This window comes from Candidatus Hamiltonella defensa 5AT (Acyrthosiphon pisum) (assembly GCF_000021705.1).
GTDB classification, from domain to species: Bacteria; Pseudomonadota; Gammaproteobacteria; order Enterobacterales; family Enterobacteriaceae; genus Hamiltonella; species Hamiltonella defendens.
The window spans coordinates 1408957-1435749 of sequence record NC_012751.1 but is presented as its reverse complement, the minus strand read 5'-3'; the positions used below and the strand labels follow the sequence as shown (position 1 = coordinate 1435749).

The following is a 26793-nucleotide window of genomic DNA, read 5'->3' as shown; positions in this document are numbered from 1 at the left end:
GGTTGGTTACTCCGGTAAGGCTAACCCTGTTCAGTTCATCACCCAAGATTAGCCTCAAAGGTGGTGATTAATATTAAGTAACCATCGGAGTTCTTATGACCAATCAATTACTCACGCCCTTCTGTTTTGAATCTTTTGTCATTCGTGTTGTGATCATTAATAATGAAACTTGGTTCATTGCTCAAGATATTTGTTGTGCATTACAAATTCAAAATGTAACTCAAGCAGTTGAAAGACTTGATGATGATGAGCGATCTATGTTTAACATAGGCCGTCAGGGGCAAGTTAACATCATCTCTGAATCTGGCTTATACACTCTTGTACTTCGTTGTCGAGATGCTGTAAAAAAAGGAACCCTGCCTCATCGTTTTAGAAAATGGGTGACTCATGAAGTGCTCCCTCAAATTCGTAAAACAGGACAATATCTTCCTGAAAAATACCAACCTGAATCCCCAGAAGTGTTTAACGGCAACGACCTCAATAACCTGGCTCGCCTAGTCTGGGAGATGAGTGACGGATTTCGTTTTGAAAATTCATGGAGTCACGGCATTTGGTTTGCTCTGCGGCAGGTCACCGGGATTCCCTCTCCGAAACCGTTTCAAACCCGTCACATTCCTCTTATTGCCGAAGAATGCGTTCGGATTTTTCATCTGACGAATCGCTTCAAAGACGTCGTCGCAGACACAGAAAAACAGGTCATCCGTCGTGTTATTCGACAACGGGAAGACGCCGATAACGTCATTTCAGAAATGCACGCTTTACTGGAAGCGGCGGCACATCAAACCGAACACACCTTGTCATCGACCCTGGAAAAGTGGCAACAGCGTGAATTAAGGCAATTTCTTCACCGAGGCCAGACGACTTAAACATCGCCTTTTTTTGACTTTTTACTCTCACCTTTTATCGGGCGGGTTCTTTTCGCCCTTCATACGGCCTCATTCATCGGCCGTAGGCCTTGCCTATTGACTGATAAGGACTGGACTATGTCTCAAACACATCCCCTGATTGCCATCAAAGCGCACCTCATCAATGGGAAAACCGTTCAAACGGTCAATGCCCGTGACCTTTATCACTTTTTGGAAGTGCGGCTCTCGTTTTCAACCTGGATGAAAAATCACATCAACCGCTACGAATGGGTCGACAATACAGACTATCTCGTTTTTACCCATTCTGGACCTCATGCCGGACGCCCGTTCAAAGACTATGTCCTCACCCTGGAGAAAGCGAAAGAGATGACGATGCTGACATGCACCGAAAAAGTGCGCGCTCTTGAAAACAGGTTGAACGAAATCCTGTCCTGACCTAACACCTTTGTTCTTTTTTGGCGAATTGCTCTCGCCCTCAATCTCGCCTCATTCGAATGAATGGGGTTTTTTTATCTCAATTTTAAAGGAAACACCCCATGGAAATCACGCTTAAAGAGTGGAATCAAAAACAGCCTCGCCCCCGTTGCATCGAACAAGTCCGTCGATGGGTCCGCGCGGGCATCATCTACCCCGCTCCTCGTCTCGATGGCAGGGAATACCTCGTTCAGGCCAATGCCATCAAAATCAACCCCCTCAGCGTCAAATATCACACTGGACAAACCCTCATGGAAAAAATACATGGCCCGCAAAAGAAAAACGGCTAATCGGGACTTGCCTCCTCATCTGTACGTTCGCAACAACGGCTACTACTGCTACCGAGACCCAAGGACGGGGAAAGAATATGGATTAGGAAAGGAAAAGCGAATGGCCATCAATGAAGCCATCTCGGCCAATCGGCAGATTTTTGACGCCCCTGTGAGCCTGAACGACAGAATCAACGAAGTGAAGACGCTCTCAATGACAGAATGGATGGAACAATTTACAAAAAAATGACAGCAACGCGGGCTTCGTCCCAACACACTGAGAGATTACCGTTTAAGATTAAAAGCCATCAACAATACTTTTGGTGACAAAGAGATTAAAAAAGTCACCACGAAAGAGATGGCAGAATTTTTGAACAGTTACCCTGAGCAGGGAAAAACCGCCACGGCAAAATTAATACGGGGAATATTGATTGACCTTTTCAATGAAGCAATCGCAGAAGGACATTTAGAAACCAATCCCGTGGTGGCGACAAAGGCGCCTCGGGTACAGGTACAGCGAACGCGTTTATCTTTAGAGGAATTTTTATTGATAAGGGAGTGCAGCCGCCACTTCCCATCATGAATATCTTGCCACTGCATTCGTTCGATATCTCCGAGTCTTTGACCTGTAAGTAAGGCTAAATTCATTCCTGATTTGATACAAGCTGAGCGTTGCTGTCATTTTTTTGTAAATTGTTCCATCCATTCTGTCATCGAGAGCGCCTTCACTTCGTTGATTCTGTCGTTCAGGCTCACAGGGGCGTCACAAATCTGCCGATTGGCGGAAATGGCTTCATTGATGGCCATTCGCTTTTCCTTTCCTAATCCATATTCTTTCCCCGTCCGTGGGTCTCGGTAGCAGTAGTAGCCCTGATGACGAACATGCAGATGAGGAGAGAGGTCCCGGCCGTTTTTCCTGTTCGGGCCCTGTATTTTCTCCATTAAGGTTTTTTATGCATGAATAAGGTCGATGCCAAGGTATTGTCGGTTTGATGTGCCGCCGCTTCCAATAAAGCGTTCATTGCAGAGCAAACCAAATGCCGTGACGCCATGAGTGGTCAACATGAAATCCGTGACTCATCTCCAAAACGAATCAAGCCAGGTTATTGAGGTCGTTGCCGTTGAATACTTCCGGGGATTGAGGTTGGTGTTCTGGCACTCCGACTTCTTTATCGAGAATATCTAAACACCATTTTCGAAATTCTTTGGCGACAGGCGTGTTGGCAAACATCGCTATCAAATGCGCCCCACACAGGGAGAAAATTCTTACCGTTTTTTCACACAAGCTGTTGTGTATTCCGTTGAACGTCAAATTGACGGTCTCGGTCATGCACGGTGTAAACTCATCTTTTTTAGGGTCATAAATTCGTGTCACAAAATCTGCTCTTGCGTATTGCAATGCGTTAGCAAGCTCGGCAGAGCTTTTCGCATGTTGTGGGTTGTAAATAAAAGGATTCAAAGTCATGCCATCTCTTGATAGCCTGATTCGGTGTTAGGGAAACAATCAGGTTGTCCGGCCAATGTCATCCAAAGAAAGGCCCCTACAATATTCAACGTCATGGCAACCTCCTTTGATTAAGGGGCTTCAACAAGCGAATAAACCACTCAATCAAAGGATGACGAGGCGGTTTTTTTGGCTGACCCCGTCGATGTGGGTGTTTTTTCATCAAAAACTCCTGAAATACAAGGCGAGCCAGGCCCGCCTGATGAAAGGGGGAAAATGAAACGAAATGTTAAATTTTGCAGATTGAGCGTCAGATCGGTTACACTGGTCTTAAAAAGGAGGTTCCCCTATGGGTCAGGTGGCATTTGATACATTGCAGGCAACAGAAGATCTAGAAACGGTCGGTATGTCGAGAGAACATGCGCGGGCAATATCTCTTATTGTGCGTAGGTCTCATGAAGTGGCTGATGTGGCGACGAAGGCGGATATTGCGGACGTGAAGCGTGATATCGCCGACGTCCGAAAAGACTTATCTGCTGAGATCGCTGATGTCCGTAAAGACTTATCTGCTGAGATCGCTGATGTCCGCAAAGATATGAAAATTCAGTCTGAAAAAGTGGATGCTCAATTTGCAGATGTCCGTAAGGATATCGATACCCGATTTGAAAAAGTGGATGCTCAGTTTGCTGATATTCGTAAAGATATGAATAACAAATTAGAGAAACTGGGTTTAAGTTTAACGATCAAAATGGGCGGAATGATAGGCTTTTTAGTGGTGTCTATCGGCCTGATGTTGAAGTATCTTCGTTAAGTCTTTAACGATGACTTTTCGCCCGAAACAACCACACCCTGTAGAGCATTCGGTTATCTAAGCTGTATTGGCGTGTGTGGCGATGTAAAAGCACTTTAGGTACGCTTAAAACAACCCCCCCCCTTTTTTTCGCTCTTCCCTCCACTGTGTTTCCAATCTTTGTCTTTCTTCTCGACAACGGACGGTCCGTCTGAGTTTGCATCTTTTTTTGGCATTCATACGCATTCTCCTGTCAATGGGTTTGGGTGATGAGGGGGTCTTCACTAATGTTGCCATATGGTCGTCATCTCATCCCGAAATTCACTGAGTGAGGGTGTACACCTTCTCGGCATACCTTTGAGTTTTTAAAGAGCGTCCGCCTAGGCGGGTAAAGTATTATTTATTAATATATCCTAAGATATTTTTATTGCAATATCTTTGAGTTTACTTTTGGTTATATCTATAGTATAACTATGATATCTGAGAGATTTTTATATCTGCATCAGAAAAGATGAGAGTAAATGATAAATGTAAGATAAATAGCAATAAATTGAATTATCACTCAGTTTTGAATGGGCAATATATATATATTTAAAAAGGATTTTTTATGATAGAGATAATACGACTAAAGGCAGGGAAATATAAGGTTGCTCAACCTTCTTTAAGTTTTTATCTTCGACGAAGACTGCGAGAAAGATACACCAAAACACCTATAAGTGATGATTTAGATGTTAATTCGAACAAAGGTATTCTTAAATCATCTACAGATAAAAACCCAAACATGCCACCTTGCATGAAACGATAAACTGACATTGTATCATTAATGCAAGCGTAGACTAAATCGCCTGTTCCAGGTATCTCTTCTGTGTCTACAACAATTAACGTCCCCGCCGGAGCATCGGCACACCCACTGTTGATATCAAGACGATAAGCCCTGCAGTATTTTGATTTCACCAAATCAGGAACCAACACTTTTTCTCCGGTAGGACCATTTTTCCCATACACAGCCACTGAAAAAATATCATCATAAGAAATATTTTTTTCGAGATTTTCTTTTTCATTCTCTCTTATCAATCCCTTGCCTTCACTTAACCATTCTGGCCTAACGCGCAACACTTTAGCTATTTCAATTAATTTCGTGCTACTGAGGGCTTTTCCATTGAGTAATTTCCAAATACTGGGTTGAGTCATGCCGGCTGCATCAGCTAATTTTGCCTGTGTCAGTCCTGTTTTCTTCATTGCCATTCTTAAGCGTTCAGCCAATGTTTTTTCATTCATGTTGCTCATGATATAACTTGAGGTATTTTTAGTCAAATACTCAAAAGAATTGCAAATTAATAAACTAAAGGTTATTATCTCTTATCTAAAAAGGGTGCAGGAGTTAATTGATGTCCATAAATATACATATACAACATGCGATTAACATAGCCGGTAGCCAAAAAAATTAACTCAGTCAACGATTTTGGGATGGTTATATTTAAAAAAAGTGGCACCCAAAGTGCTTTGAAACGACCATTGCAGAAATAAAAATCCGAATGCACAGAGAACAACACAGAGCCCAACAAGCACCAATGCACACCTTGCTCAAACAGGCTCACATTCCGCCCCGTTTTGCGTCTGCCTGAATCATATCAGCCGGTGAATGCACAGGCCGCCAGACAGTGCCTACGCGTCTGTCAAACCTATGCAGAGCACTGGCCCGCACGAAAGGCGCAAGGTTGCGGATTGGTTCTGAGCAATCTGGCCCCAACCGAACTGGCCGACTGTATCGGAGAGAGTGTGATGGACCGGATGCAAGAATGTGGGGGCGGCACACTGGCGTTCACTTGGGGCAGTTATCGACAACGAAAAGGTCAATGCGTTTAAAGGAGGTTTTATTTTACCCAATTTATTACAGGAAATGACCGACGTCCTAGGCCCTGCTCTCACCTACAAATTAGGTCAAAGTATGGGCGGTGCGCGAGTGTATGTCCCTAAAAAAATCCAGGCAGATTACCCTTTGGGGCTCTTGCTGGGAGGTCAGGATGCCGAGCGGCTTTGTGCACATTATGCCGGCAATGTCTTAGACCTGCCGAGCAAATATTTTTTTCGCGCCGTTCGGAATCATCACATCCGACAGGAATACCACAGTGGCACCCTCACCGGCTCAAGAGCCGACCACCTGGCCCTCAAATATGGCTTATCGAGACGACAGGTCTTGAATGTGGTTCGGCAGCAGTGTCATTTTGATTAAAATCATTTAAATGATTTGTTTTATAATAATTCCTTCCATGTAGAATTGTTGCCTACTTTTGCACCAGTGAGTATCGCACCACTGGCAAGCAGCTCATCTTCTGTCATATCCACATTTCTTAAGTCCGCGTTAGTGAAGTCTGTGCCTTTTAAATTGGCGCCTGTTAAATCCGCGCCTTTTAATGTCGCGCCTTCCAGGTTGCCTTTCTTAAAGTTAGCACAATGCAATTTGGTGTTATTGAAATTCGCTTTCTGTAAATTCGCTTCACTGAATCTAGTGAATTTTAGAGACTTGTTTTCACTGAAATTTACGTTTTCTAGACTCGCCCCGCTGAAGCAAGCGTGAAATAGTTTTGTTGTGCTTAGGTCCAGGTCATTTAGATTCGTTTCAGACATGTCTGCTCCGAACATATCCGTATTTCGAATGGTTGAGCCCCTAAAATCCGCGCCCTGTGCATTTAACAATATTAGTTGCAACTCATTTAAGTTCGTGTTCGTTACGTCTGCGCCTACTGGTAGACGCAGTCCATCTAGAACTGTTTTTCCTTGTTCTCGTAACTCGTTGAATACATGTTTGTACTCAATTGAATCATACTTTTTAAAATCAGCTGGGTGCTCTTCGTTATGTTTTGCAATCAATTCCATTATTATTTCTTCTATTATTGATTTTGTAGAAGTAGATAAACCATTTGCTTGAGAATCATCTTGTGTTGCTTTGCTTGTGGTGTTTTCTGTTCTCGGTTTAGATTTAAAAAAACAACGACTAAATGCAACTATGATACGGAAGCTGGCGTGGCCTTGCTTTCAATGCCTGCCTCACGCATCAATTGGGCTGTTTTGTAGCGCGGCCGATTCCCTGCGGGACCCTACCGCGCCCCGGCTATTTCTGTGTCATTCCATCAGCCGTATTTTCAGGCGTTCACGTTCAGGGGTGCCTTTTTTCTGCCGATGACATTGATAATAGTCAGTACTTCGATTGAGGCCAAAGACATCACATCATTCTGTTTTAGGGTAATCCTCACTTCAGTCATTAATGAGGCTTATCGATTGTAAAAGTCTGACATTAAGAGAGCTGAAGCCTTTTTGAGGATATCTTTCTCCCGTTCAACCTTGCGGAGTCTGGCTTCCAGCTCTTGAATCCGTTGTTGGTCTGCTGTCATTGTTTTACCCTGGGAAATAGTTTGTCCTCTTTTTTCGCTCATTGCCCGCTTCACCCCATCACGGAGGGCGCTGATACTCACACCCATGGCTTCACTGCCTTGACGAAACGGGTAATTTTGTTCGATAACCAGATGGGCTACTTCGCGTTTCAATTCTGGTTTAAATGTTGGCTGAGACATTTTCTTGTACTTCCTTTGTTCAGTAACGCTTTCGGGATTAATTTACTGGCTGAATTCATTAAGCCAGAACACACCCTCCGCCACAATGTTCCCGTAGAGGGCTGTCTGGTTCAGGCATTAAATCGACTTCTCCTCCTGTCCCAGTAAAATGAATGGCATGACCACTGCCCGGCGGGGAGATAACGACCCTGCTGAAAACCAGGTTCGTTTTTCCGCCGGCAGACACAATCAGGTCACCTGCGGCATGGAGAGACCCGCCCGTGATGGTCACGGTCGTGTCTGTGGCGCCTGTGTCCGAATACAGCACCGCGGAGGGGGTGTGGCCAGGGTTTGAATATGGCTGTCATGAAGAAAAAAGAATTAAAACCGTATCAATACCTACTTGCTCAGAAGGACGCCTGCCCGATTGTTATGACTGCTCATGTTGTTAATCGTCATTTAGATCCCGGCGGTAAACCGGCTACCTTGTCTAAGGCTATCATACAAGGAAAGTTGCGTGATGAGATGGGATTTCAGGGCATTGTTAGCACCGATTGCATGCAAATGAGCGCTATCGCGGATAATTACAGCTTGAGTGAAGCATTAAAGCTGTCTATTAATGCCGGTGCCGATATGTTGATTTTTAGTAATCAGCAATCTCCTGTTTGGCAAAATCCCGCAGATGTCATTGATCTTATTTATGCGCATGTAAAATCAGGCGAGATTAAATCCAGCAGAATTGAGAGCGCTTATCAACGTATAATACACCTCAAGAAGAAATTGTCAGATGTAGATAAAAACATTGCTAACATAATTGACACACAATAAGGATATACAATGAGTTCGTAGCTCAGTTTTGTTGATAGTGGCAGATGATTATATACTCAAAATGCAGTCGCTCATCGCACAAAAAGGCGGGGGATGTAAGAGCATAGCACTTTCTTACCCCGCATCTTCAAGTTTATTGAATATATATCAAACAATGATCTTAATGTCGTTGATGAACCTGAAATGATCGGGCCGTCTGATGTCTTGGTTATCCGGGGTAAAGCGGCGAACATGAACAAGGGCTTCAAAGAGCTTAAGACACGAACATGGCAAAAACCCGGTAAAACCCCGGTAAAACCCCAACACGAATGACGTTAAAAGAAATCCTGGACAGTATCGCACGTGAACCCCATTTAACGCCTAAGCTGAGTGATGAGTTTGGCACGATAGACTATGAGGTAGTTCAATCAGACGAATGAGCATGATTTAAATTTATTGACCCGATTGGGAGGCAAAGTGGGTGCCGTTGCCAAGTCTGCGAGCGGGTTTTTACTCTACGTTAAAAAGGGAGAAGCGAAAACTGCGAGCGGAGCATTTATCCGTCCCATATTTCTGACGCCCAAAGAAGTCACAAATTGGCGGGTCTCTTTGGTTGAGCGAGGAGCGTATGCCAGCGTCAAAGCAAAATACCGTGATAATGCGCAATCAAAAGAAATGGAAGTGACAACGGGGGATGAAAACCGGCTTACATCATTCGCAGGCTCTTCAAAGATGAAGCGGAAGCGAGCAAGGCGGCGAGAGCGCAACTGGAGAATTTTGAGCGAGGCAAGTCTACCTTCAGCCTATACTACCGGGCAATCCCCTATTCATGGCAGAAGCGCCTTTGCCCCTGTCCGGCTTTCGTGAGGGGGTGAATGGGGCTTGGGTGGTTGAGACCGCAACCTACACTTTTAATCGTGGGGGCTATTCTGTCAGCCTTGACGGAACGGTAAAAAAGCAAACAGCATAAAACCTGTTTTCAATAAAATGATATAATAGAGCTTTAGCCATCTCAAAACCATCGACACTGTGTCACATTGAAAAGGAAAAAAGACCGATTCATGCACATCGCCATAAAAGCCATCGCGCCCCTGCAAGATGCCCTCGACCTAGGGGTTTCCACGGAACAAGAAATCGACACCCTCCACGCCTGGAAAACCTATCGCGTCGCCCTCCATCGACTCGACCCCAAGGCGAGGGCAATGGCGCGGCCTGAAGTGCCGAGGGGGTAGGAGGACTGTACCCAGATTGGTGGTGTCCCGGTCCGTTTTATTGTCTTGGCCGCTGAAAAATCACCCTGCCCTTTCGCTTCACCTTTACTCCTTGCTAAGGATGTTTTTAATCTCGTCTATGCGAGTTTCCATTATAGAATATATGTCGTCTTGTGACTTAGTCCTAAAATCCTGTGTCAATATCAACTGAGCATAAAGACATTGAGGAGTATACGGAATGACTCTAAAATTTGATCTTAAAAGATCTTTCCCGACATCTGTTGCTAACTCGCTTTGGGATGTTAATTGTCTTTTTTGGAGCTCTTTTTCAGCCCCTGGATTCAATTCATACCATGAATCATTCTTCTTAAGAAGTACTTTATAATGCCCAGATTGATGACCTCCTCCATTTCCTGTTCTAATCAAAAGCAATGGATAATTGAAAGAGTCTAATTCAGATTTTAAGTCGTTTTCACCGTTTTCTTCAAATTTGAGGGATTTGAAATATTTTTCATTTTTTTTACCCTCACAAGCACCAAAGAGATACCCTAAATCTGTCTGAACATCTTTTTCATCATTTAATGTTGGTTTTGTAAAATCCAAGTTTCCTCTAAATCTTAGTTCTCCACCCGTAAGTATTTGATAAGCAAGGGCCATTGTACTTTCAGAACAAGAATTATCTATTAGAGAATTATAATCTTTTTCTTTTTCATTAAAATTTTTTATTTTTTCACTAAGTTCGTCAAGCTTCAATTGTTGTTGTGGCGTAATATTAGAATAAGGAATCTCGTTGAGTTCTTTAAGTTCGCTACGTATTTCATTGATTTCTTCTTTACGCTTTTTCGAAATACCACCACAATTATACTCGACTAAATTAGGTTTAGGTAATTCATCATCACGTTCAAATAAATGATTAATATTGTCTAGTAAATCCTCGTTTGTGACTACTAACGTCTTAAGTTCTTCAGGAGGACTATCTGAATAAATCGTTTGAGCAGCTTTTTGAGCTCCTTCTGAAGCTGGAGATATGGTTAGAGAATCGCCTATGCGAGCCCCTGTTGAAGATCCAGGTGTATTTGAAGAAACTGAACTGGAAGAATGAGGCATTAAAGTATGATGATTATTGCTCTGAATTGAATCCAAATGCCAGTTTAGTAATCTGTTTATTTCCTGGGTCCAGGCTTTGACACTTTTTTCTATTCCATTTAAAGATTCAGTATTTTTGGCTGTTTGGATTGCTCTTGAGTATTCTCCGCCTTTTGCTTCGTATTCTCTTGCGGCTTCGGCGTATGGGCTGTGTGTGCTGTTTAAAATAAGATTTAATGATTCTCTTGCTCCTTTGATTTCATTTACTAATTCTTTTGATCTGCTTTCGACTGTGAGCGTGTTTGACGCTACGCCTGCCCTTGATTTTCCGGTCTCTTTTGAATAGGCAACGTTTCTACTTAACACAACAGATTTTCTATCCGTCTTTAAGTTTTTGACCCCGACAAAAAATTTTTTGAACTGTTGCCAGATTCCTGTTTTTGCTTTTTGAGACTCAATTGGAGTTTTAGTCGTTCGATTGGAACGTAGACAATTTAGACATGAAAATAAACTCATAATACTTACCTTATTTTTTTATGTTGTTAGATAAATTCAAGGTATTTTGACTTTTTAAATTATAAAAAAATTGCAAAAACCGCTCATTTTTATGTGTGGTCAAAAATAACTTATAAAAACATCGGGTTATATGGCGCTGTTAAAAATTGTTGTTATTAAATATTATGGCTAACGCCTTATAAGTTGATTGAATCATCTAATTAATAGATTGATATAAAATGATTTTTATAAATCAAACAGTATCATGTAATATCGAAACAGCTATATTTTTATAATAAATACAAACGCTCAAACATCGTCCCGCTTCGATTTGACCAAAGAGGTAAGGCCCCTCAGGCCAGTCTATTTCCCCCGCCTTGGGATCATAGGTATCTACACATCTTTATGGATATCTGCTATTAGGTTGTAGCATGATCTGAACTTACCTATTGGCGGGATTGATGCCCGCCTCAACCGACGTTATCAGCGTCTGGTTAAACAACACATGACACCCGCAGCCCGATTGGCCCCTACGGTTAAAGACCTTGCTAGCGGGCAGAAAACAACATTCGCCACAACTCAGGCTGTCTGGCGTTTTTTTAATAATGAACGCAAATGAACCGATTATTTCGCTGGCTCTCGAGCAGGTTGCGCTTGGTCGGCATCCATACGCTCTGGTCGTTCACGACTGGTCTCGTTTACAGTTTCGTACCCACAACGGGAAAGAAGAACGTTTGAAAATGACGCAGGGTGGTGAGGTCGGTTATGAATGACAAACCAGTCTGCTCGTTGATGCTGAAAAGGGGTTGCCAATAGCACCGCTGTCTCAAACACTTACGGATGGGGCGGGTTGTCGTTCAACGCTAACAGAGGGTTTGTCTGGGAGACTGACTCATATGGATGCTTTGGTGGCTGATATCAGACGCGTTGAGTCTTTGAATACGGGGAAGAAATGGGTTCATCTCATTGACCGCCCAGGGAATAGGTTGGCTTATCCGGGGAAAGGAAGGGCATCGGGCCGAGTGGGGAGGGAGAACCCGTAAAATGGGTGAAATGGCAAATGATCTGCCCTTTATCGCATGCGGACAAATTCGCTGGAAAGGGAAAAAAGCCAATATGGAGATCGGCGAAACATCTGTCATCATCACGCGAACCGCAAAACCGAAGCGGAAAGACAAGAACACGGGCCGGCGAGTGAAAGTACAGCCAGGCGTAGCTCTGACGCTCAGACTGGTTGCGGTTCGCCTTACCGATACTGACGGTAATTTTATCGGACGCTGGACGCTGCTCACAAACGTAAGCCGCGAGAGCATCAGCGCAGAAGTCGCTCGCTGGTATTACTGGCGCTGGAGTATCGACTCCTTTTTGAAGCTGCTCAAAGGGGCTGGACATGACGTAGAAAAATGGCGTCAGCTTAGTGCTGGAGCTGTGCTACGCAGGTTATTGATAGCCAGTATGGCATGTGTACTGGTATGGAGACGACAACGCTCTGAAGACGACGACAATGTAGCCGCCCGTCAGTTAATTTGTCGATTATCCGGACGACAACAAAAACGAGGACGAATAGAAAGCGCTCCAGCTCTGCTCGCAGGACTATCCATCTTACTCAATACCTTGACTTTATTAGCAGAATAGACCCCTGAAGAACTTGCTCATTTCGCGATGGCGGTTCTTAACCCTACATGATCTGTAGATAACTATGCGACATAAGGCAGGAGGGGAATTTGGACGGGCTTGAAAAGCCCGAAGAACCATCAGCCACGCTGATGTTGAATATATTGTTTTACCACTTCCAGCGGCGCGCCTCCGCACGAACCAGCAAAATATGAGCTAGAAACTACCGGCTTGCGGTAAGCACCGCGTAAATCGAGAAACTCATTCCGAAGACGGCGGGATGTAACAGCTTTCAATGAGTTAACCAATACTGACAATTGCACGGTTGGCGGGTACTCAATCAACAGGTGCACATGATCGGACTCCCCGTGACTTTCTTTCAACTCAGCGCCAAAATCACGGCATACTTCACCTGCATACTGAAGCGGGTATGGTTAATTTAAATACGGGTATGCTTAAATCAGTAATTTTTATTGTCGGGTGCAATCATAGGCTGGTTTTGAATCAATCATGAGTTTTTAAAGAGGGGAAAGGGTTATCTAAGGGGGTTTATTGCTTCTGGCTTGATTTTATGACTCTTATTAGTCAGAGGGTCAATACTAAAGCTCTTTTTGACCAAGTACACTGGCATCTCTTCTATCTGAAAAAAAGACAGATAAAAATACTTTTGATAGGTACAAACTAAAAAAACAGAAAAAACCTTCAGTTAGGGTGAATCTTGAAACAGGCTTTTCATTTCAGTCTCACTCAGACCCGTTATTTGTCTCACAGATTGGCTCTCCATCCCGTTCTCCAGCAAATGACGCACTATCTTTAGCGAAGCCTGTTTTTCCCTTTCTTCTATTCCTTTTTTCATGCTTTTTTGAATTCCTATCTCTTCAATTTGTTGAGCCATCGTCATCAGTACGCCCCATGTTTGTCTGATTGTTTCGCTATCTCAGTGATAAACTGCATCGGGTTTGTCGCATTTCCCTCTTGAATCAGATAGTTCATCATCGTGATGACTTGTTTTTCCGTATACTCATTATACGATAAAATGGCCCCAATTTAATTGAGTAACTCGCTCATATCCCGTCGTCGGATATGGTCGGGTAGCAACGTGACATCTCTGTCACGCCGCCCCCTAAGAACGGTACGTGCAAGTTTCCCCGCATACCGCTCAAGCCTTTAATAAGTTACGATACTATACGATCGTAACCAGCAGCCCTACTATGTTTTTGTCGATGGCAATTGGGATGTAAGAGTTCAAGATTACTCAGTTCATTTCCGCCTCCTTTCACTCTTTCGACTTTATGGTGTATGTTCCAGCCAGTTTCTTGAGTAATTAATTGGTTGCAGCACAAACAGCGTTTATCTTGTTTTATCCATAGTGGTATGACTTTCTTACTTTCCCACGGCTTTTGTTTTCCAGGTATTTTCTAGCCTTTTTTCGAAATATATTTCCCATTCTTTATCGAATGCGCAGGCTTCACTTCTGATTGCCCATGTATCCGCACAAAAATCACAGATAGCCTACCTCATGCCTTTTGGTTCAGGCCTGTCAGCATCTTTAGCCTGTTACTGATAACGGTCTTTATTAACAGTTCACATCTGTTAACCATACCGATAAACCCAGCAACTCATCCGCATGATGCTTACAGTTAATAACTATTCCCTCACGGTTTCGTTATCGCAATAACGAAAAGACAAAATTTAAAAAAATCATTTAAAATCAAATATATAAACAATTTTTTGATTAAAATATAGGCAGCAAAAGACAATTAAAGTGGGATAAAAGCCGACATTTTCAATGTGATTTAACAATCACTTAAATTTTATTATGACTTGTTGTTTTATTCAAAAAGTAGAAAATTTTGTTGTCTTTCAGTGTCTTTTTTTAATATCAGATACCGTTTTGATTAGGTTTTAGCAAGGGCTAATTTTTTTATCAAAAGGGATGCCAGATTTGAGCACAACAAAGAAAAAATAAAAAATCATATTGAGGACTCTCCAGATTTAAAGAAAAATAAAGTCTTGCTGGAAGCCGTCCCTGTATTGAAGGAAAAATCCTGAGCACCAATTTGTTGGCGTATTTAGTTAATGTGTCAAAATTGAGCCACAGCAAAGAAGGGATGGCCTCTGCGGGACTAAAACAAGGCGGAAACTGAGGAGAGCTGTGTCTATGACCGCTTTGACCGCCCTTTTCCTGCAATCTGATAGTGAAATCTGATTGGCAACGAGTGTTATCTCACCATAAAAACGGAAAAACAGGAATTCGTACGGCTATGTGGAAATGGCTACAACTGGCCTATGGTGCGTTGAAATCCAGCATTCCATTTGATGCAAAAATAGCACTTGCGTCATGATGCCCCAAGACGGAACCTGAACTTTTCAAATAGTAAATCACATTATCAATGTGACAAATAAGCATATGCATCAAGGCCATTCAGCCCGCCAACCGCTATGACGACGAAAGTGCGCATGATCGAAACCAATTTATTTTTTTGTTACCTTTGAGTTTACTGGCGCTATATCAATATAAAAATCAGTTATAACCATAGACGTATTACGGTATGTAGTTTCTTTATCCACGCGCCTAACCGCTGTTGCATGCAAACCAAAATTATCCATTATTCGTTTTGTCGACTTTCCATTCGGAGTTTTTTCAAAAAAAATATTATACAGTTCCTCTCCGTGTTTGCCTTCTGTCAAGCTTAGAGTTTCTGTATTGATCACATCTTTTCTTTTAATTTTCTGAGGAAGCTCTCCATAAAAACCCTTCTCTTTGGCAACAACCTCATATTGATATGCTGTAATTTCATTGGCAAAAACTGGGGATTTTTTACCACGAAAATTGTATATGAATGTCCACTTATTTGCTTTATATTTATTATGAAAACTATCGTTAGACGATACATTACTTTTACTACTGTTAGTCATAATCTTGTGATTTTTTAGTGGTGGTGTTGTATTAAAATTGCCTTCTATACACTGCCTCTTTTCCAGAGAAATTTCATACATTGGACGACTAGGAAGCTCTTCAGATGAATGACTTAATTTCCGCAGAGAATCTTGAATATTATTAGATGTATTAGTTGAGTTATTTGATTGATGAACTGATTCAGTTGTGGATGGGGAGCGAGAAAAACCCGCAGTAGAAAGTGTAAACATTTTTTTATTTTCCTAATGTTGTTTAAAAAAATTAGTTGTTAATTCAGTCCCTCAATATTTTTTAAATTCAAATTTTTAGAGGGATTATTCGTGTATTTTGGTTTTAACGTGATTGGTTGTGATGTAATTTTATCTCTCTTTAATACAGATAAATATCAAAAACCGCTTATTTTTTATTTGACAAAAATAAAGGTCATAAAAATATTAGATAATAACCTGAATAACTGTCTGAAAAGGACAAAAATACGGGACGGGTTTAAATAGACCGGGAATTGAGCTTGACTGATAGGTCATTTCACTCAATTTAATGAAAAACAAAGAGTAGGCTTTTATTAAAGGGAAAAGAAGAAACAAAATTAAAAGCGTACTTTCCAGCAGAATGCTATACTCAGGGCCGTCCAGAATATGGTGACTATTTTTATGGACATATACATTATTAACACCGCATTTTCCGATAAACGTAACGTTTTTTCCGCAATGGCGGATAAGTCAGTAAATAAAAAGGTATTTAGTAAAAGTGTACTTGGAAGTTGAATCAATTTATTTACAAAAAATTGAATAAAAAATGACACAGGTAAACTTTTTTTGACGTTTGTTTTAATTAAAATATGTAATAAATTTAAAATTTAATAAATGACTTTTTAAAATAAATTTAATCATTGCAAAAGACGTAAAGTCTGGTTTAAAACTGATTCAAGATTATCAAGACCTCGGGAAAACGGTAGACGCATCAGGTCCGTCCCAAGTTGAGCAAGACAAAAAGGCCGAAAGAAAAGCGGAGAAAGCCAGCTAAAAGCTATTATCATGACCTCTGTCGGTGTACGAATTGGAATTCGGCGATCTGGAAGACGCGCTGAGTGACATCATTGTCGATCATCCGGCCTGCCGAGTTAACAGTGATTCGTTTTCTCGACGGCGTTCAGCTCATTGGTATCGGGGTTCTGGGTAAATATATCGGCAAGATTTATATGGAAAGTAAAAAAAGGCCACGATACATCATAGAAAGTATTACAAAATCGGTTTTTGATAAAATGTTTTAAAAAATAATAGATTTAAAATCTAATTTTAAGTATTTGTATGCAAAATATTTAAATAAAGCCAACCTAAGGAATTTTTTTATGACTCATGATAATAAAATCACCTCTAACAATAATATTACTCGTTGTTCCAGTGAACGTACTGAGCCTCAAAAATCATTGTTTATCAGATATTTTATATCAATTAAAAATATATTTATTTCTTTATTTTCAAAGAAGGATGCTCAACCTGTTAAGAAAGATTCAACAGAATATATTCGTATGCTTTTCGACAATGCTGTTGAAGAGGGAAGAGTGCCAGGTCTTAACAAACTCCCTGATGATTTCGTTAATGATGCACAAAAACATAGCCAGAATATCAAGAATATAGTTGAAGATTGCAACATTTCTGATCAAAAAAATGTGTCCTTAGCAGTGAGTCAGTTATTCCTGGAGAAGAGAATTATAAAGCAGGACGAGCAGGAAAAAAATAGCTATTGGAGTATGCTTCAATACGTACAAGAAAATATGAAAAAGTTGAATGAAAATACAAAAGGAGGGATGCCACTTACCAAGCTTTCTCTTGATTTCCTTGTTAAATGTTACCAGCAAAAAATTAATGAAAATATTCAATCAGTTTGGGCGCTCTTTAAAGAAGAGCCTCCTAAACCTGAAGAAGATCTTGGAAATCACATTAAAAACTTAAACATCGTCGTGGAAGCTTGTCAAAAAATTGACATTTCAAATATAAAGACATTATCAACCATTTTTCAACTCTGTAAAAAACAAAAGGGAAACCTAAAAAGTAATGAAAAATTACTTCTTACAAAAGAGGAAGTCATAGAAGTCATATTTAATTCTTCTAATTCTCAAAAATTGGGTAATGTAATTGAACACAAATTTTCTGAGGAAACACTCAATGAGGTTATAAAATATGGAACTGAAATGGCAACTCAAGGTACAAAGACTCACCAACAAGAATTTTCCAAAAAAGCAGATGAAGATTCATTAAATGAATTATCATGTTCATTAGGTTTAAGCAAGCAAAGCATTAAGGATTATCCGCGTTTAACGGTTATAGTTGCTGGAGAAAAAATTTTTTCTGAAAATGAAGGTGATAAACAATTAAAAGAATGTGCTACCCAGTTTCAAACACATACATTGTCGATTAATTCTTCTTTTGATTTTCCAGGATTTATGAGTTGCTTTATAAATCAATCCATATTTCGACCAGGATTGAGAGAAACACAGTCAAAAGGAAAGCAGGTTTTAAATCAAGACTGTTTTTTTAAGGGTGGCTCCAGCTTTTTTGAAATTAAAAAGATGGATGAAAATAATAATTCAACAATAGCAACAATAAAAGCCAGATGTGCAGGATCTATCGGGAGTCTTGCAAGCCCAGCAGAAGCTGGATTACCGGTAGAGATAACATTCAAACTTGATGTCATAGAAAATGAGAGTAAATTTCAAATAAACCAGCAAACAGCACAAGGGGAATGCGTATTTATTGATTTAAAGTAAAAAACATTGGATACAGAATGAAAAAGTCAGTGATTTTCATACAACGAGAAAACTATAGAAAACTACACTTAAACCTCCGTTTAAGGAACCTTCGAGGTAGCAAAACATGCCACCTCTTTTGATAGAACTGTGGATAACTTTGTGAATAAAAAAATTGGAAATTTATTTTTAAATTAAGAAATTTTTAAACATATTATTAAATTGATATTAATCATATAGTTATTTTTAATTTTTCAATCACTTAACTAAATTGAACATTTTTTCTTGACTGTGGATATAAATGATGAATCCTGCTACTTTTTTAATAAAAAACCAACGAGTTCAGCATATTCTTTGGCATAAGCTTCCTTCGAGCTGGTATCAATATTCTCATTTTTAATCATATATTTTCCTTTCACAAAGACGGCAGGCACCCCTTGTAATTTTAAATCAGATACTGTCCGTTCTTGTTTATCCACTAAAGCGCTGACGGGGATACTGTTCCATGCACCATCATATTCTTCCTGAGTGACGCCAGCCTGTATAAAAATTTGACGAATATCCTCTTGAGTTGACAGTGTTTTTGTTTCCTGTGCTGCTTTAAAAAATAAGGGGAGCACCTTTTTTTCGGCATTTAATTTCACCGCAACGGCCCAAGCTCGAGTTAACTCCTTCCCAAGCGGACCTAAAAACGAAACATGATATCGAGCCAACTTCACACCTTTAGGTAAATTTTTTTCTAACGTATCAGAAATATGATACTGCTGGTCAAAAACGTAACAATGGGGGCAATTAATTGAAAAAAATTCTAATACATCAGGCACATTGTTTTTAGCAGGGGTATCCAAAACGATATATTGATTCCCTGCTTGAAATTGCTTATCTGTTTGAAATTGTGCTGCACAGACGCAGAATGTCATTAGAAAACTTATCAGTAACACATAAATTTTTGTCATAGAATAAAAATCTCCATATCTAATAATAAAGTTAACGCTCAGATTTTTTCGAAATCAGACACCCGAAATGGAAAAAAAATGAGCTCAATCGCATCAAAGGTGACCTTTATCATGGATCCTTCATTGTGCCAAGCACTCAACACGGCACGCCGCGCGATTTTTTTTGATGATAATAAAGGCGTTACGATCATCTCAATGTTGTGAATAGCAGGTCTGTGAGTATGGCCGTGGATAATCCAATCAACATCATGACAGGCCATCAGATCGAGCACCGATTGAGGATCAACATCCATGATTTCTTCCCCTTTTTTTTTATTTTGCTCTCCACTTTGGAGCCGCAATTTTTTCGCAATGTAAAAACGGAAAGAAAGTGGCAAGCATAGAAAAAGCCTCTGAATAAAACGATGGTGGGCTATTTTACGAAAAATCTGGTACTCAGTATCTTTCGTACAAAGTGTGTCACCGTGCAATATGCATATATTGTAGTCATAAAGTTGAATAACCTTGCATTCTGGAAGTAAGATCATACCGCTTTCGTCAGCAAAAGCCTGGCCTATCAAAAAATCGCGATTGCCGTGAATAAAATAACAGGGGATCCCTTTTTTTTTCAAAGCAAACAATTCAGCCGCGACTTCCCGGTAAAAAGGATGGGGATCATCATCGCCTATCCATTTGTCAAATAGATCACCTAAAATATAGAGGCTTTCAGCTTGAGTGGCTTCTGTTTGCAAAAATCTGAAAAAATTTTTTGTGATTTCTGGATACTCAACGCTGAGATGAATATCACCAATAAAAAGCGTGCTCATTTTAAGCCCTCAAGAGAATAAAAAAGCATGATATTATGAATATATTATTCAAAAAAATGATGTAAAAATTAAAAACACCCATCAAAAATAAAAAAAACGGGATCTTTGTATGTTAAAAATTTTTAATACATTCAATCGAAAAAAAGAACTATTTACACCTATTCACCCAAATACAGTGGGTATGTATGTGTGCGGTGTCACCATATATGATCTCTGTCATATTGGGCACGCCCGCACTTTTGTCGTTTTTGATGTTGTGGCTCGTTATTTACGTTATTTGGGATACTCTCTGACTTATGTTCGTAATATCACGGATATCGATGATAAAATTATTCAAAGAGCGTCTCAGAATCATCAAAGTTGTGAAGCATTAACAGCACAGATGTTAAAAGAAATGTATCGGGATTTTGATGAACTAAACCTATTAAGACCTGATTTAGAGCCGCGGGCGACGGAGCATATTACAGAAATGATTACATTGACCCAACAGTTACTGGATCAAAAATATGCTTATGTGGCTGCTAATGGAGATGTCCTCTTTTCAGTCGAAAAAAATCCTCATTATGGCTTATTGTCCCGTCAAAATTTAGAACAATTACAGGCAGGCGCTCGAGTAGAGGTCATGGAAAGCAAACATCATCCAATGGATTTTGTTTTGTGGAAAATGTCTAAACCCAATGAGCCTCATTGGCCCTCGCCCTGGGGAGAAGGACGTCCAGGTTGGCATATAGAATGTTCTGCAATGAATGCCAAAGCGTTAGGGCCACATTTTGATATTCATGGTGGCGGCGCAGATTTAATGTTTCCCCATCACGAAAATGAAATGGCGCAATCTATCTGTGCTCATAAAGCCCCCTATGTGAATTGTTGGATGCATTCTGGCATGATCATGATCAATAAAGAAAAAATGTCAAAATCCCTTAATAATTTTTGCACCATTCGGGATCTGTTGCAGCGTTATGATCCAGAAACCCTTCGTTATTTTTTGTTGTCTGCACATTATCGTAGCCCGCTCAATTACACTGAAGAAAACCTTAAGCAAGCTCGTATTGCGCTGACACGTTTATATACCGCCTTGCGGGACACCAATCAGAAAGCCTTTCCAGAAGGGGGGGAGTCCTTCGAGAAACGCTTTGTTTCAGCCATGAATGATGATTTCAATACACCTGAAGCCTATGCCGTATTATTCGACACTGCACGTGAAATCAATAAATTAAAAAAAGAACACCCAAAGGCAGCGGATGGCTTGGCGGCTCAATTAAGGAAGATGGGTAAAGTCTTGGGTTTGCTCGAGAGCGGCAGCCTGTTGTCTCTTCTCAATCCTGAAAAAGATGACCGGCATCAAAGCGCCGAAATTGCCGATTTAATCGAGAAACGCAACCTGGCTCGTGCTCATAAAAACTGGGAGGAAGCAGACAATGCCCGAACTCGATTATTTGAAATGGGCGTTGTGGTTGAAGATACTGAAAATGGCACGAACTGGCGAAGAAGATAACTCGTTTGATAATCAGAAAACTCATTTCGCTTGAGCAGGGGTGATGTGCCAATTTAAAGAGGTTTCATTTTTATCAATATCTAAATCAAGATGCGTCATGGCTGCCGTATGGAATACAAGGGGGGATTGTTTGGGGCAAAATTCTGATACCAAATAATCTACCAGAGGCAGATGGGATATAAGCAATACCGATGAATATCCTTTTTTTGCTAATGTTTTAAGGTAATGAGAGATCCACTCAGGATCTCCTCCAGGCGTCAGCTCTGACATCATTTTTTGATTTTTAGGTAAAACTAAAATTTCACGTAACACTTCCAATGTTTGTTGGGCTCGTAAATACGGGCTCACTAAAACCTGGTCAAAATTAATGGATTTTTTATTTAACCAATAAGCCATTCGGCGAGCTTGCTCTCTACCAAATAGGCTTAGAAACCTTTGTGCATCTGTTTTGGCATTAAACTCTGCGTCCCCGTGACGCATAATAAAAATTTTCATATTGACTACCGTTTTTTGAAGTGTCATATAAATAGAGACAACGCAGATATTTTTTCTGGGGATTATGAGATAGTAAGTATGCGCCTTTTGGTTCAATTTTTTACTCCAGTAAAAACCTGATATCTTTGCGATTTAAGCGAAATAAATTAATTATATTAAAATTAATATTTTACTCATGTATTTATAATTTTTTAAAATAAAATATCATCATGTTTGAGTGAGATATGAATGATAAAGTACCCAGTCTTCATTTTATCAAATTCACAACCCTTGCTAAGGTTTTTCAAGAAGTCTATTGATACAAGAGAAAATTTTCATGCCTTTTATTAAAATGTCTGATGTAGATTTGGCGGGTCAGCGCCTTCTAATTCGCTCTGACCTCAATGTTCCGCTTAAAAACGGAGAAGTGATTTCTGATGCGCGGATCCGTGCATCATTGCCCACGATTACAGCGGCACTTAAACAAGGAGCAAAAGTCATGGTGGCCTCGCATTTAGGTCGCCCAACTGAAGGGCAATACGACGCCGCTTTTTCTTTATTGCCTGTCGTCAATTACCTCAAAAACCACCTCTATTCTGAATGCCCCTTTCCCATCCGTTTTGTTAAAGACTATCTTCATGGTATCGATGTAGTGCCTGGTGAATTAGTGGTTCTCGAAAATGTGCGATTTAACAAGGGGGAATTAAAAAACGATGTTCAGCTCTCTCAACAGTATGCTGCTCTGTGTGATGTCTATGTGATGGATGCCTTTGGTACCGCGCATCGTGCACAGGCCTCGACCGAAGGTGTCGGTCAATACGCCCCTATTTCATGCGCGGGCCCCTTATTATCGAACGAACTACAGGCATTAAATCAAGCGTTAAGTCATCCGGCACGACCTATGGTCGCCGTTGTAGGCGGCTCTAAGGTGTCAACCAAACTGACCGCTTTGGAAGCCTTATCTAAAGTGGCCGATCAATTGATTGTTGGAGGGGGTATTTCCAATACTTTTTTGGCCGCACTTGGCCATAATATCGGTCAATCGCTTCACGAAGCAGATTTGATTCCTGAAGCCAAAAAACTCCTGGAAACCTGTGATATTCCTATCCCTACCGATGTCCGTGTGGCCACTGAATTTTCTGAAACCGCTCAGGCCACTCTAAAGCCCGTTGATCAAGTCAATTCCGATGAAAAAATTTTGGATATTGGTGATGTTTCTGCGACACATTTAGTGAGGATTTTAAAAAACGCAAAAACCATTTTATGGAATGGTCCAGTGGGCGTGTTTGAATTTCCTAATTTTCGCAAAGGTACTGAAACATTGGCACGAGCGATTGCTGACAGCGAGGCTTTTTCTATCGCTGGAGGTGGGGATACACTCGCGGCAATCGATCTCTTTTCTATTGCTGATCGCATTTCTTATATCTCTACAGGAGGCGGGGCTTTTTTAGAATTTGTTGAAGGCAAAGCATTGCCCGCAGTAGCGATGTTAGAAAAGCGTTATCAGGTAGACATGAATGCTTACAATAAAAAAGAATCATAACACTAAACTCTATTTTTCTTTTAGGTTTGCCTATTTTTATTCACTCAATTTTAGGACATAAAATGTCAACACTATTTCATGTGATAAAACCCGGCGTTGTGACGGGAGATGACGTACAAAAAATCTTTTCTATCGCAAAAAAACATCAATTTGCGCTGCCTGCGGTGAACTGTGTGGGGACAGATTCCATCAACGCCGTATTAGAAGCGGCATCCAAAGCCAAAGCCCCTGTCATTATTCAATTTTCTCATGGTGGAGCCGCGTTTATTGCAGGTAAAGGCATTACTTCGTCAGAAACTCAAGGGTCAGCGATACTGGGTGCAATTTCTGGCGCTTATCATGTCCACCAAATGGCAGAACATTACGGTATTCCAGTTATTTTGCACACAGATCATTGTGCAAAAAAATTGCTTCCATGGTTAGATGGCTTATTAGATGCTGGAGAAAAACATTTTGACAAAACAGGCATACCTTTATTTTCATCCCATATGATCGATCTGTCGGAAGAATCTTTAAAAGACAATATCGATACTTGCAGCCAATATCTCAAGCGTATGGAGAAATTAGGAATGACTCTAGAGATTGAATTGGGTTGTACTGGTGGTGAAGAAGACGGCGTTGATAATAGCCATCTTGATAATTCATCGCTCTACACTCAGCCAGAAGACGTGGCTTATGCTTATGAAAAATTGCATCAGATCAGCCCTCGTTTCACAATTGCCGCCGCATTTGGTAATGTCCACGGAGTCTATAAACCCGGTAATGTTCAACTGACGCCGACAATATTGCGCGATTCTCAACAGTATGTTTCCAAAAAATTTAGTTTGCCTCCTAACAGCTTAAATTTTGTATTTCATGGGGGATCAGGTTCGAGCGCTAAAGAAATTAAAGAAGCGCTTGGTTACGGCGTAATCAAAATGAATATCGACACAGACACGCAATGGGCGACCTGGGAGGGGGTGTTACAGTATTATAAAAAAAATGAGCTTTATTTGCAGCATCAGCTCGGCAACCCTGAAGGGGCTGATCGGCCAAATAAAAAGTATTATGATCCCAGAGTATGGCTGCGCTCAGCTCAGCTCAGTATGATAGAACGTCTAAAGCAAGCATTTGCAGATCTTAATGCGGTTGACTCCCTGTCATCAACATCATAAATGAATGTTTATCTGGTTGGAGGTGCGGTTCGCAACAGGTTGCTAAAATTACCCGTCACAGAGCGAGATTGGGTCGTTGTCGGTGCTACGCCTGAAGAAATGCTTCTTTTGGGATATAAAAAAGTGGGGAAAAATTTTCCTGTTTTTCTTCACCCCGAGACAAAAGAAGAATATGCGTTGGCTCGAACAGAGCGCAAAATGGCAGAGGGCCATACCGGTTTTGCCTGTTATGCCTCACCCGACGTAACTCTGGAAGAAGATTTACTGCGCCGTGATCTGACTATCAATGCAATTGCCTGTAATGATAAAGGCGATTTGATAGATCCCTATCAAGGCGAAAAAGACCTGAATCAGCTTATATTGCGACATGTTTCAGAGGCTTTTATTGAAGATCCTCTTCGGGTGTTGAGAGTGGCTCGGTTTGCCGCTCAGTTTGCTCATTTGGGTTTTAGCATTGATTCAGTGACTTTGGATTTGATGACAAAGATATCCCAAAGCGGCGAGTTGCTGACGCTATCACCAGAAAGAGTTTGGAAAGAAACAGAAAAAGCTTTGCTCAGTCCCAGTCCTCACATTTATTTTCAAGTATTGAAGCATTGTTCAGCCATATTGGTGCTTTTCCCTGAAATAGACACACTTTGTTCCCCTCTACGCTGCCCTCTTTCACATGGATTATCGACTCTTTCCATTGCCGCTAAGCTTACCGATCAAAAGGAAGTCCGCTTTGCCGCACTTTGTCATATTTTAGGGAAAAAACTCACTGAGTATGATGTTTTAGGTACGCACGATCGTGCCGTTTTAAAACGGGTTCCTTTATGTGATCTGAATAAAATAGAGCAACTCTGTGAACGCTTAAAATTACCGAATCTGTTCAGGGAACTGCTCAAACACACACTCAAATATCGCGGTCTGGTTACGATCATAAACAGACTCTCTTTTCCCCTTTTATTAAACTTTTTTGATGAGCTCGATCTTTGGCGAAAACCCTATCGTTTAGAACAACTGATCCTCATCAGTAAAGCGGATGAAAGTACCGAAGGAGGAGTCGAAGGCAAGCATGACTATCAAGCGCAGTATGTAAGAGAAGCGTTTAATATCGCGCGGGCGGTTTCAGTCAAAAAAATTCTTGAAGGCGGTTTTCGGAAAGAGGCTATACAAAAGGAGTTAACACGTCGCCGTAACCAAGCATTAGATCAATGGCAAAAACAGAAAACATGATAACCACCACTACAAATCAATTGGTATTTTATTGGCCTGCCCCGGATTTTTTGGAAATACTTTACCTGTGATTGCTGCAAATTTAACAAGTCGTATTAACGACTATTTTCAGATACTTAATCTTTAATCTTCAGGTTAATGGTTAATTAGGTATAGGTATGTACTCAGATGATTTCACGCATTTGCAATGTGCTTCGCAAATTTGACAAAAACATATTTTAAACTTTAGCAATATTAAAGTTATTATTTTATACTAGAGCCCATATTTCATGGGGAGAATTTTATGGCGAGTAGAGGTATCAATAAGGTGATTTTAGTGGGGTATCTAGGCCAAGATCCAGAGGTTCGCCGTATGCCAAGTGGTAACCCTGTTACTAACATTACTATCGCAACTTCTGAAAGTTGGCGTGATAAGCAGACAGAAGAGCAAAAGGAAAAAACAGAATGGCACAGGGTCGTGATATTCGGAAAATTAGCAGAAGTAGCTGAAAAATATTTGCGCAAAGGGTCGCAAGTTTATATTGAAGGCGCTTTACAAACTCGTAAATGGACCGATCAAAATGGCCAAGATCGTTATACGACAGAAGTGATCGTAGGTGTCACCGGCAGCATGCAAATGCTTGGAAATCGCCAAAATGCGATCGTCCCTGCTTCCAATATCTCTATTAGCAATACCGCTTCGGAGTGGGAATCACAACAGTCGCAAATGCAAAGTGGCCATTTATTAAATAGCACTAAAACAGTAACTAAAGAACGATCGACTGCTTTTTCATCACCAGTTCATTCAGTACCTTCAGGAGAAGATTTTGATGACGATATTCCATTCTAATAGGCGATTTTTTTAAAACTACGGCTACGGTTTTGGAGCCTTTCA

At 40.8% G+C, this 26793-nt stretch carries 34 protein-coding genes and 2 pseudogenes; 22 read left to right on the top strand and 14 right to left on the bottom strand.

The features are described from left to right. Positions 1 to 95: 95 nt before the first annotated feature. From HDEF_RS07065 to HDEF_RS13805, 5 genes are all read left to right on the top strand, one after another. Positions 96 to 866 carry a BRO-N domain-containing protein gene (locus HDEF_RS07065; protein ID WP_015873966.1) on the top strand — a complete coding sequence of 257 codons (771 nt, stop codon included), beginning with the start codon at positions 96 to 98 and terminating at the stop codon, positions 864 to 866. A 117-nt stretch (positions 867 to 983) separates the two neighbouring features. After that, positions 984 to 1301, top strand: a complete 318-nt coding sequence (locus HDEF_RS07060; protein ID WP_015873965.1) for a phage antirepressor Ant — start codon at positions 984 to 986, stop codon at positions 1299 to 1301. Positions 1302 to 1402: 101 nt separating this feature from the next. Next, positions 1403 to 1630: an excisionase gene (locus HDEF_RS07055; RefSeq protein WP_044612359.1), complete on the top strand. Its 228-nt coding sequence runs from the start codon at positions 1403 to 1405 to the stop codon at positions 1628 to 1630. Beyond that, the gene (locus tag HDEF_RS12745; RefSeq protein WP_174888364.1) at positions 1605 to 1859 is read left to right on the top strand and encodes a phage integrase Arm DNA-binding domain-containing protein; all 255 of its coding nucleotides are present in this window, start codon (positions 1605 to 1607) and stop codon (positions 1857 to 1859) included. The genes HDEF_RS07055 and HDEF_RS12745 overlap by 26 nt, the downstream gene beginning before the upstream one ends. Positions 1860 to 1886: 27 nt before the next feature. Beyond that, positions 1887 to 2192, top strand: a complete 306-nt coding sequence (locus HDEF_RS13805; RefSeq protein WP_193432929.1) for a phage integrase central domain-containing protein — start codon at positions 1887 to 1889, stop codon at positions 2190 to 2192. A gap of 95 nt (positions 2193 to 2287) precedes the next feature. Here the strand turns inward: HDEF_RS13805 and HDEF_RS07045 are convergent, their stop codons facing one another. Together HDEF_RS07045 and HDEF_RS07040 are read right to left on the bottom strand one after the other, a co-directional pair. Continuing rightward, a complete protein-coding gene (locus tag HDEF_RS07045; protein WP_015873964.1) occupies positions 2288 to 2551 on the bottom strand; it encodes a phage integrase Arm DNA-binding domain-containing protein in 264 nt (87 codons plus the stop codon). Between the two features lie 151 nt (positions 2552 to 2702). Next, entirely contained in the window at positions 2703 to 3074 is a 372-nt protein-coding gene (locus tag HDEF_RS07040; RefSeq protein WP_015873962.1) for a BRO-N domain-containing protein, read from the bottom strand. 328 nt (positions 3075 to 3402) lie between these two features. Between HDEF_RS07040 and HDEF_RS07035 the strand changes: the two genes are divergently transcribed. Next, positions 3403 to 3864 carry a hypothetical protein gene (locus HDEF_RS07035; RefSeq protein WP_015873959.1) on the top strand — a complete coding sequence of 154 codons (462 nt, stop codon included), beginning with the start codon at positions 3403 to 3405 and terminating at the stop codon, positions 3862 to 3864. Between the two features lie 648 nt (positions 3865 to 4512). Here HDEF_RS07035 and HDEF_RS07030 read toward each other — a convergent pair. After that, entirely contained in the window at positions 4513 to 5130 is a 618-nt protein-coding gene (locus tag HDEF_RS07030) for a helix-turn-helix domain-containing protein (protein WP_234809376.1), read from the bottom strand. 514 nt (positions 5131 to 5644) lie between these two features. Between HDEF_RS07030 and HDEF_RS07020 the strand changes: the two genes are divergently transcribed. Beyond that, on the top strand, positions 5645 to 6076 hold the full coding sequence (locus tag HDEF_RS07020; protein WP_044612357.1) for a Mor transcription activator family protein: 432 nt from the start codon (positions 5645 to 5647) through the stop codon (positions 6074 to 6076). 20 nt (positions 6077 to 6096) lie between these two features. Here HDEF_RS07020 and HDEF_RS10990 read toward each other — a convergent pair whose 3' ends face one another. The 3 genes from HDEF_RS10990 to HDEF_RS12190 all read right to left on the bottom strand — a co-directional run bounded on the left by HDEF_RS10990 (position 6097) and on the right by HDEF_RS12190 (position 7722). Continuing rightward, positions 6097 to 6720, bottom strand: a complete 624-nt coding sequence (locus HDEF_RS10990; RefSeq protein ID WP_015873954.1) for a pentapeptide repeat-containing protein — start codon at positions 6718 to 6720, stop codon at positions 6097 to 6099. A 395-nt stretch (positions 6721 to 7115) separates the two neighbouring features. Next, the gene (locus tag HDEF_RS07010; protein WP_015873611.1) at positions 7116 to 7415 is read right to left on the bottom strand and encodes an IS3 family transposase; all 300 of its coding nucleotides are present in this window, start codon (positions 7413 to 7415) and stop codon (positions 7116 to 7118) included. 58 nt (positions 7416 to 7473) lie between these two features. Next, positions 7474 to 7722, bottom strand: coding sequence for a hypothetical protein (locus HDEF_RS12190; RefSeq protein ID WP_158533956.1), 249 nt, complete (start codon positions 7720 to 7722; stop codon positions 7474 to 7476). Between the two features lie 29 nt (positions 7723 to 7751). Between HDEF_RS12190 and HDEF_RS07005 the strand changes: the two genes are divergently transcribed. The 3 genes from HDEF_RS07005 (at position 7752) to HDEF_RS11665 (ending at position 9433) form a co-directional block, all read left to right on the top strand. Continuing rightward, a complete protein-coding gene (locus HDEF_RS07005; protein ID WP_052543464.1) occupies positions 7752 to 8222 on the top strand; it encodes a glycoside hydrolase family 3 N-terminal domain-containing protein in 471 nt (156 codons plus the stop codon). A gap of 435 nt (positions 8223 to 8657) precedes the next feature. Further along, positions 8658 to 9068 (top strand): phage tail protein, encoded by a 411-nt coding sequence (locus tag HDEF_RS12735; RefSeq protein WP_015873949.1) that lies wholly within the window; start codon positions 8658 to 8660, stop codon positions 9066 to 9068. Between the two features lie 170 nt (positions 9069 to 9238). Then, entirely contained in the window at positions 9239 to 9433 is a 195-nt protein-coding gene (locus tag HDEF_RS11665; protein WP_268802441.1) for a tail fiber assembly protein, read from the top strand. Positions 9434 to 9517: 84 nt separating this feature from the next. Here the strand turns inward: HDEF_RS11665 and HDEF_RS06990 are convergent, their stop codons facing one another. Continuing rightward, a complete protein-coding gene (locus tag HDEF_RS06990) occupies positions 9518 to 11014 on the bottom strand; it encodes a hypothetical protein (RefSeq protein ID WP_015873946.1) in 1497 nt (498 codons plus the stop codon). Between the two features lie 524 nt (positions 11015 to 11538). Between HDEF_RS06990 and HDEF_RS13305 the strand changes: the two genes are divergently transcribed. From HDEF_RS13305 to HDEF_RS13295, 3 genes are read left to right on the top strand one after another with little or no spacing between them, the layout of a single operon-like run. Then, complete coding sequence (locus HDEF_RS13305) at positions 11539 to 11766, top strand: hypothetical protein (protein ID WP_015873944.1); 228 nt, start codon at positions 11539 to 11541, stop codon at positions 11764 to 11766. A 33-nt stretch (positions 11767 to 11799) separates the two neighbouring features. Further along, positions 11800 to 12036, top strand: coding sequence for a hypothetical protein (locus HDEF_RS13300; protein ID WP_200488983.1), 237 nt, complete (start codon positions 11800 to 11802; stop codon positions 12034 to 12036). A 1-nt stretch (position 12037) separates the two neighbouring features. Further along, positions 12038 to 12628, top strand: a complete 591-nt coding sequence (locus HDEF_RS13295) for a flagellar biosynthesis protein FlhF (protein ID WP_234809375.1) — start codon at positions 12038 to 12040, stop codon at positions 12626 to 12628. 119 nt (positions 12629 to 12747) lie between these two features. On the opposite strand, the pseudogene tnpA reads toward HDEF_RS13295, so the two are convergent. The 3 genes and pseudogenes from tnpA to HDEF_RS13290 form a co-directional block, all read right to left on the bottom strand. Beyond that, a pseudogene (gene tnpA / locus HDEF_RS11655) lies at positions 12748 to 13029 on the bottom strand (IS200/IS605 family transposase); the annotation flags it as partial. Positions 13030 to 13313: 284 nt separating this feature from the next. Then, positions 13314 to 13508, bottom strand: coding sequence for a hypothetical protein (locus HDEF_RS12730; RefSeq protein ID WP_015873941.1), 195 nt, complete (start codon positions 13506 to 13508; stop codon positions 13314 to 13316). Between the two features lie 274 nt (positions 13509 to 13782). Then, positions 13783 to 13950, bottom strand: a complete 168-nt coding sequence (locus HDEF_RS13290) for an HNH endonuclease signature motif containing protein (RefSeq protein WP_234809374.1) — start codon at positions 13948 to 13950, stop codon at positions 13783 to 13785. Between the two features lie 855 nt (positions 13951 to 14805). On the opposite strand from HDEF_RS13290, the gene HDEF_RS12590 reads away from it, so the two are divergent. Further along, entirely contained in the window at positions 14806 to 14952 is a 147-nt protein-coding gene (locus HDEF_RS12590; protein ID WP_015873936.1) for a hypothetical protein, read from the top strand. Positions 14953 to 15082: 130 nt separating this feature from the next. Here the strand turns inward: HDEF_RS12590 and HDEF_RS06965 are convergent, their stop codons facing one another. Beyond that, positions 15083 to 15757, bottom strand: a complete 675-nt coding sequence (locus HDEF_RS06965) for a hypothetical protein (RefSeq protein ID WP_015873935.1) — start codon at positions 15755 to 15757, stop codon at positions 15083 to 15085. Between the two features lie 826 nt (positions 15758 to 16583). Between HDEF_RS06965 and HDEF_RS13915 the strand changes: the two genes are divergently transcribed. The 3 genes and pseudogenes from HDEF_RS13915 (at position 16584) to HDEF_RS06960 (ending at position 18294) form a co-directional block, all read left to right on the top strand. Then, a complete protein-coding gene (locus HDEF_RS13915; protein ID WP_425475052.1) occupies positions 16584 to 16706 on the top strand; it encodes a hypothetical protein in 123 nt (40 codons plus the stop codon). Continuing rightward, positions 16654 to 16797 (top strand): annotated as a pseudogene (locus tag HDEF_RS13285) (glycosyltransferase); the annotation flags it as partial. The gene HDEF_RS13915 and the pseudogene HDEF_RS13285, both read left to right, overlap by 53 nt. Positions 16798 to 16875: 78 nt before the next feature. Then, positions 16876 to 18294 carry a hypothetical protein gene (locus HDEF_RS06960; protein ID WP_100103920.1) on the top strand — a complete coding sequence of 473 codons (1419 nt, stop codon included), beginning with the start codon at positions 16876 to 16878 and terminating at the stop codon, positions 18292 to 18294. A 293-nt stretch (positions 18295 to 18587) separates the two neighbouring features. On the opposite strand, the gene HDEF_RS06955 is transcribed toward HDEF_RS06960, so the two are convergent. Both HDEF_RS06955 and HDEF_RS06950 read right to left on the bottom strand, forming a co-directional pair. Continuing rightward, entirely contained in the window at positions 18588 to 19229 is a 642-nt protein-coding gene (locus tag HDEF_RS06955) for a protein disulfide oxidoreductase DsbA (protein ID WP_015873932.1), read from the bottom strand. Positions 19230 to 19267: 38 nt separating this feature from the next. Next, positions 19268 to 20035, bottom strand: coding sequence for a UDP-2,3-diacylglucosamine diphosphatase (locus tag HDEF_RS06950; protein WP_015873930.1), 768 nt, complete (start codon positions 20033 to 20035; stop codon positions 19268 to 19270). A 109-nt stretch (positions 20036 to 20144) separates the two neighbouring features. Between HDEF_RS06950 and cysS the strand changes: the two genes are divergently transcribed. Next, the gene (cysS, locus tag HDEF_RS06945; RefSeq protein WP_015873929.1) at positions 20145 to 21530 is read left to right on the top strand and encodes a cysteine--tRNA ligase; all 1386 of its coding nucleotides are present in this window, start codon (positions 20145 to 20147) and stop codon (positions 21528 to 21530) included. Positions 21531 to 21551: 21 nt separating this feature from the next. Here cysS and sixA read toward each other — a convergent pair whose 3' ends face one another. Beyond that, complete coding sequence (sixA, locus tag HDEF_RS06940) at positions 21552 to 22025, bottom strand: phosphohistidine phosphatase SixA (RefSeq protein WP_015873928.1); 474 nt, start codon at positions 22023 to 22025, stop codon at positions 21552 to 21554. Between the two features lie 316 nt (positions 22026 to 22341). Here sixA and HDEF_RS06935 point away from each other — a divergent pair, with 316 nt between their 5' ends. The 4 genes from HDEF_RS06935 (at position 22342) to ssb (ending at position 26748) form a co-directional block, all read left to right on the top strand. After that, positions 22342 to 23547: a phosphoglycerate kinase gene (locus HDEF_RS06935; protein WP_044612354.1), complete on the top strand. Its 1206-nt coding sequence runs from the start codon at positions 22342 to 22344 to the stop codon at positions 23545 to 23547. A gap of 62 nt (positions 23548 to 23609) precedes the next feature. After that, positions 23610 to 24701, top strand: coding sequence for a class II fructose-bisphosphate aldolase (fbaA, locus tag HDEF_RS06930; protein ID WP_015873926.1), 1092 nt, complete (start codon positions 23610 to 23612; stop codon positions 24699 to 24701). Then, a complete protein-coding gene (locus HDEF_RS06925) occupies positions 24702 to 25919 on the top strand; it encodes a multifunctional CCA addition/repair protein (protein WP_015873925.1) in 1218 nt (405 codons plus the stop codon). A gap of 283 nt (positions 25920 to 26202) precedes the next feature. Further along, positions 26203 to 26748: a single-stranded DNA-binding protein gene (ssb, locus tag HDEF_RS06920; protein ID WP_015873923.1), complete on the top strand. Its 546-nt coding sequence runs from the start codon at positions 26203 to 26205 to the stop codon at positions 26746 to 26748. The last annotated feature ends 45 nt before the right edge of the window (positions 26749 to 26793 follow it).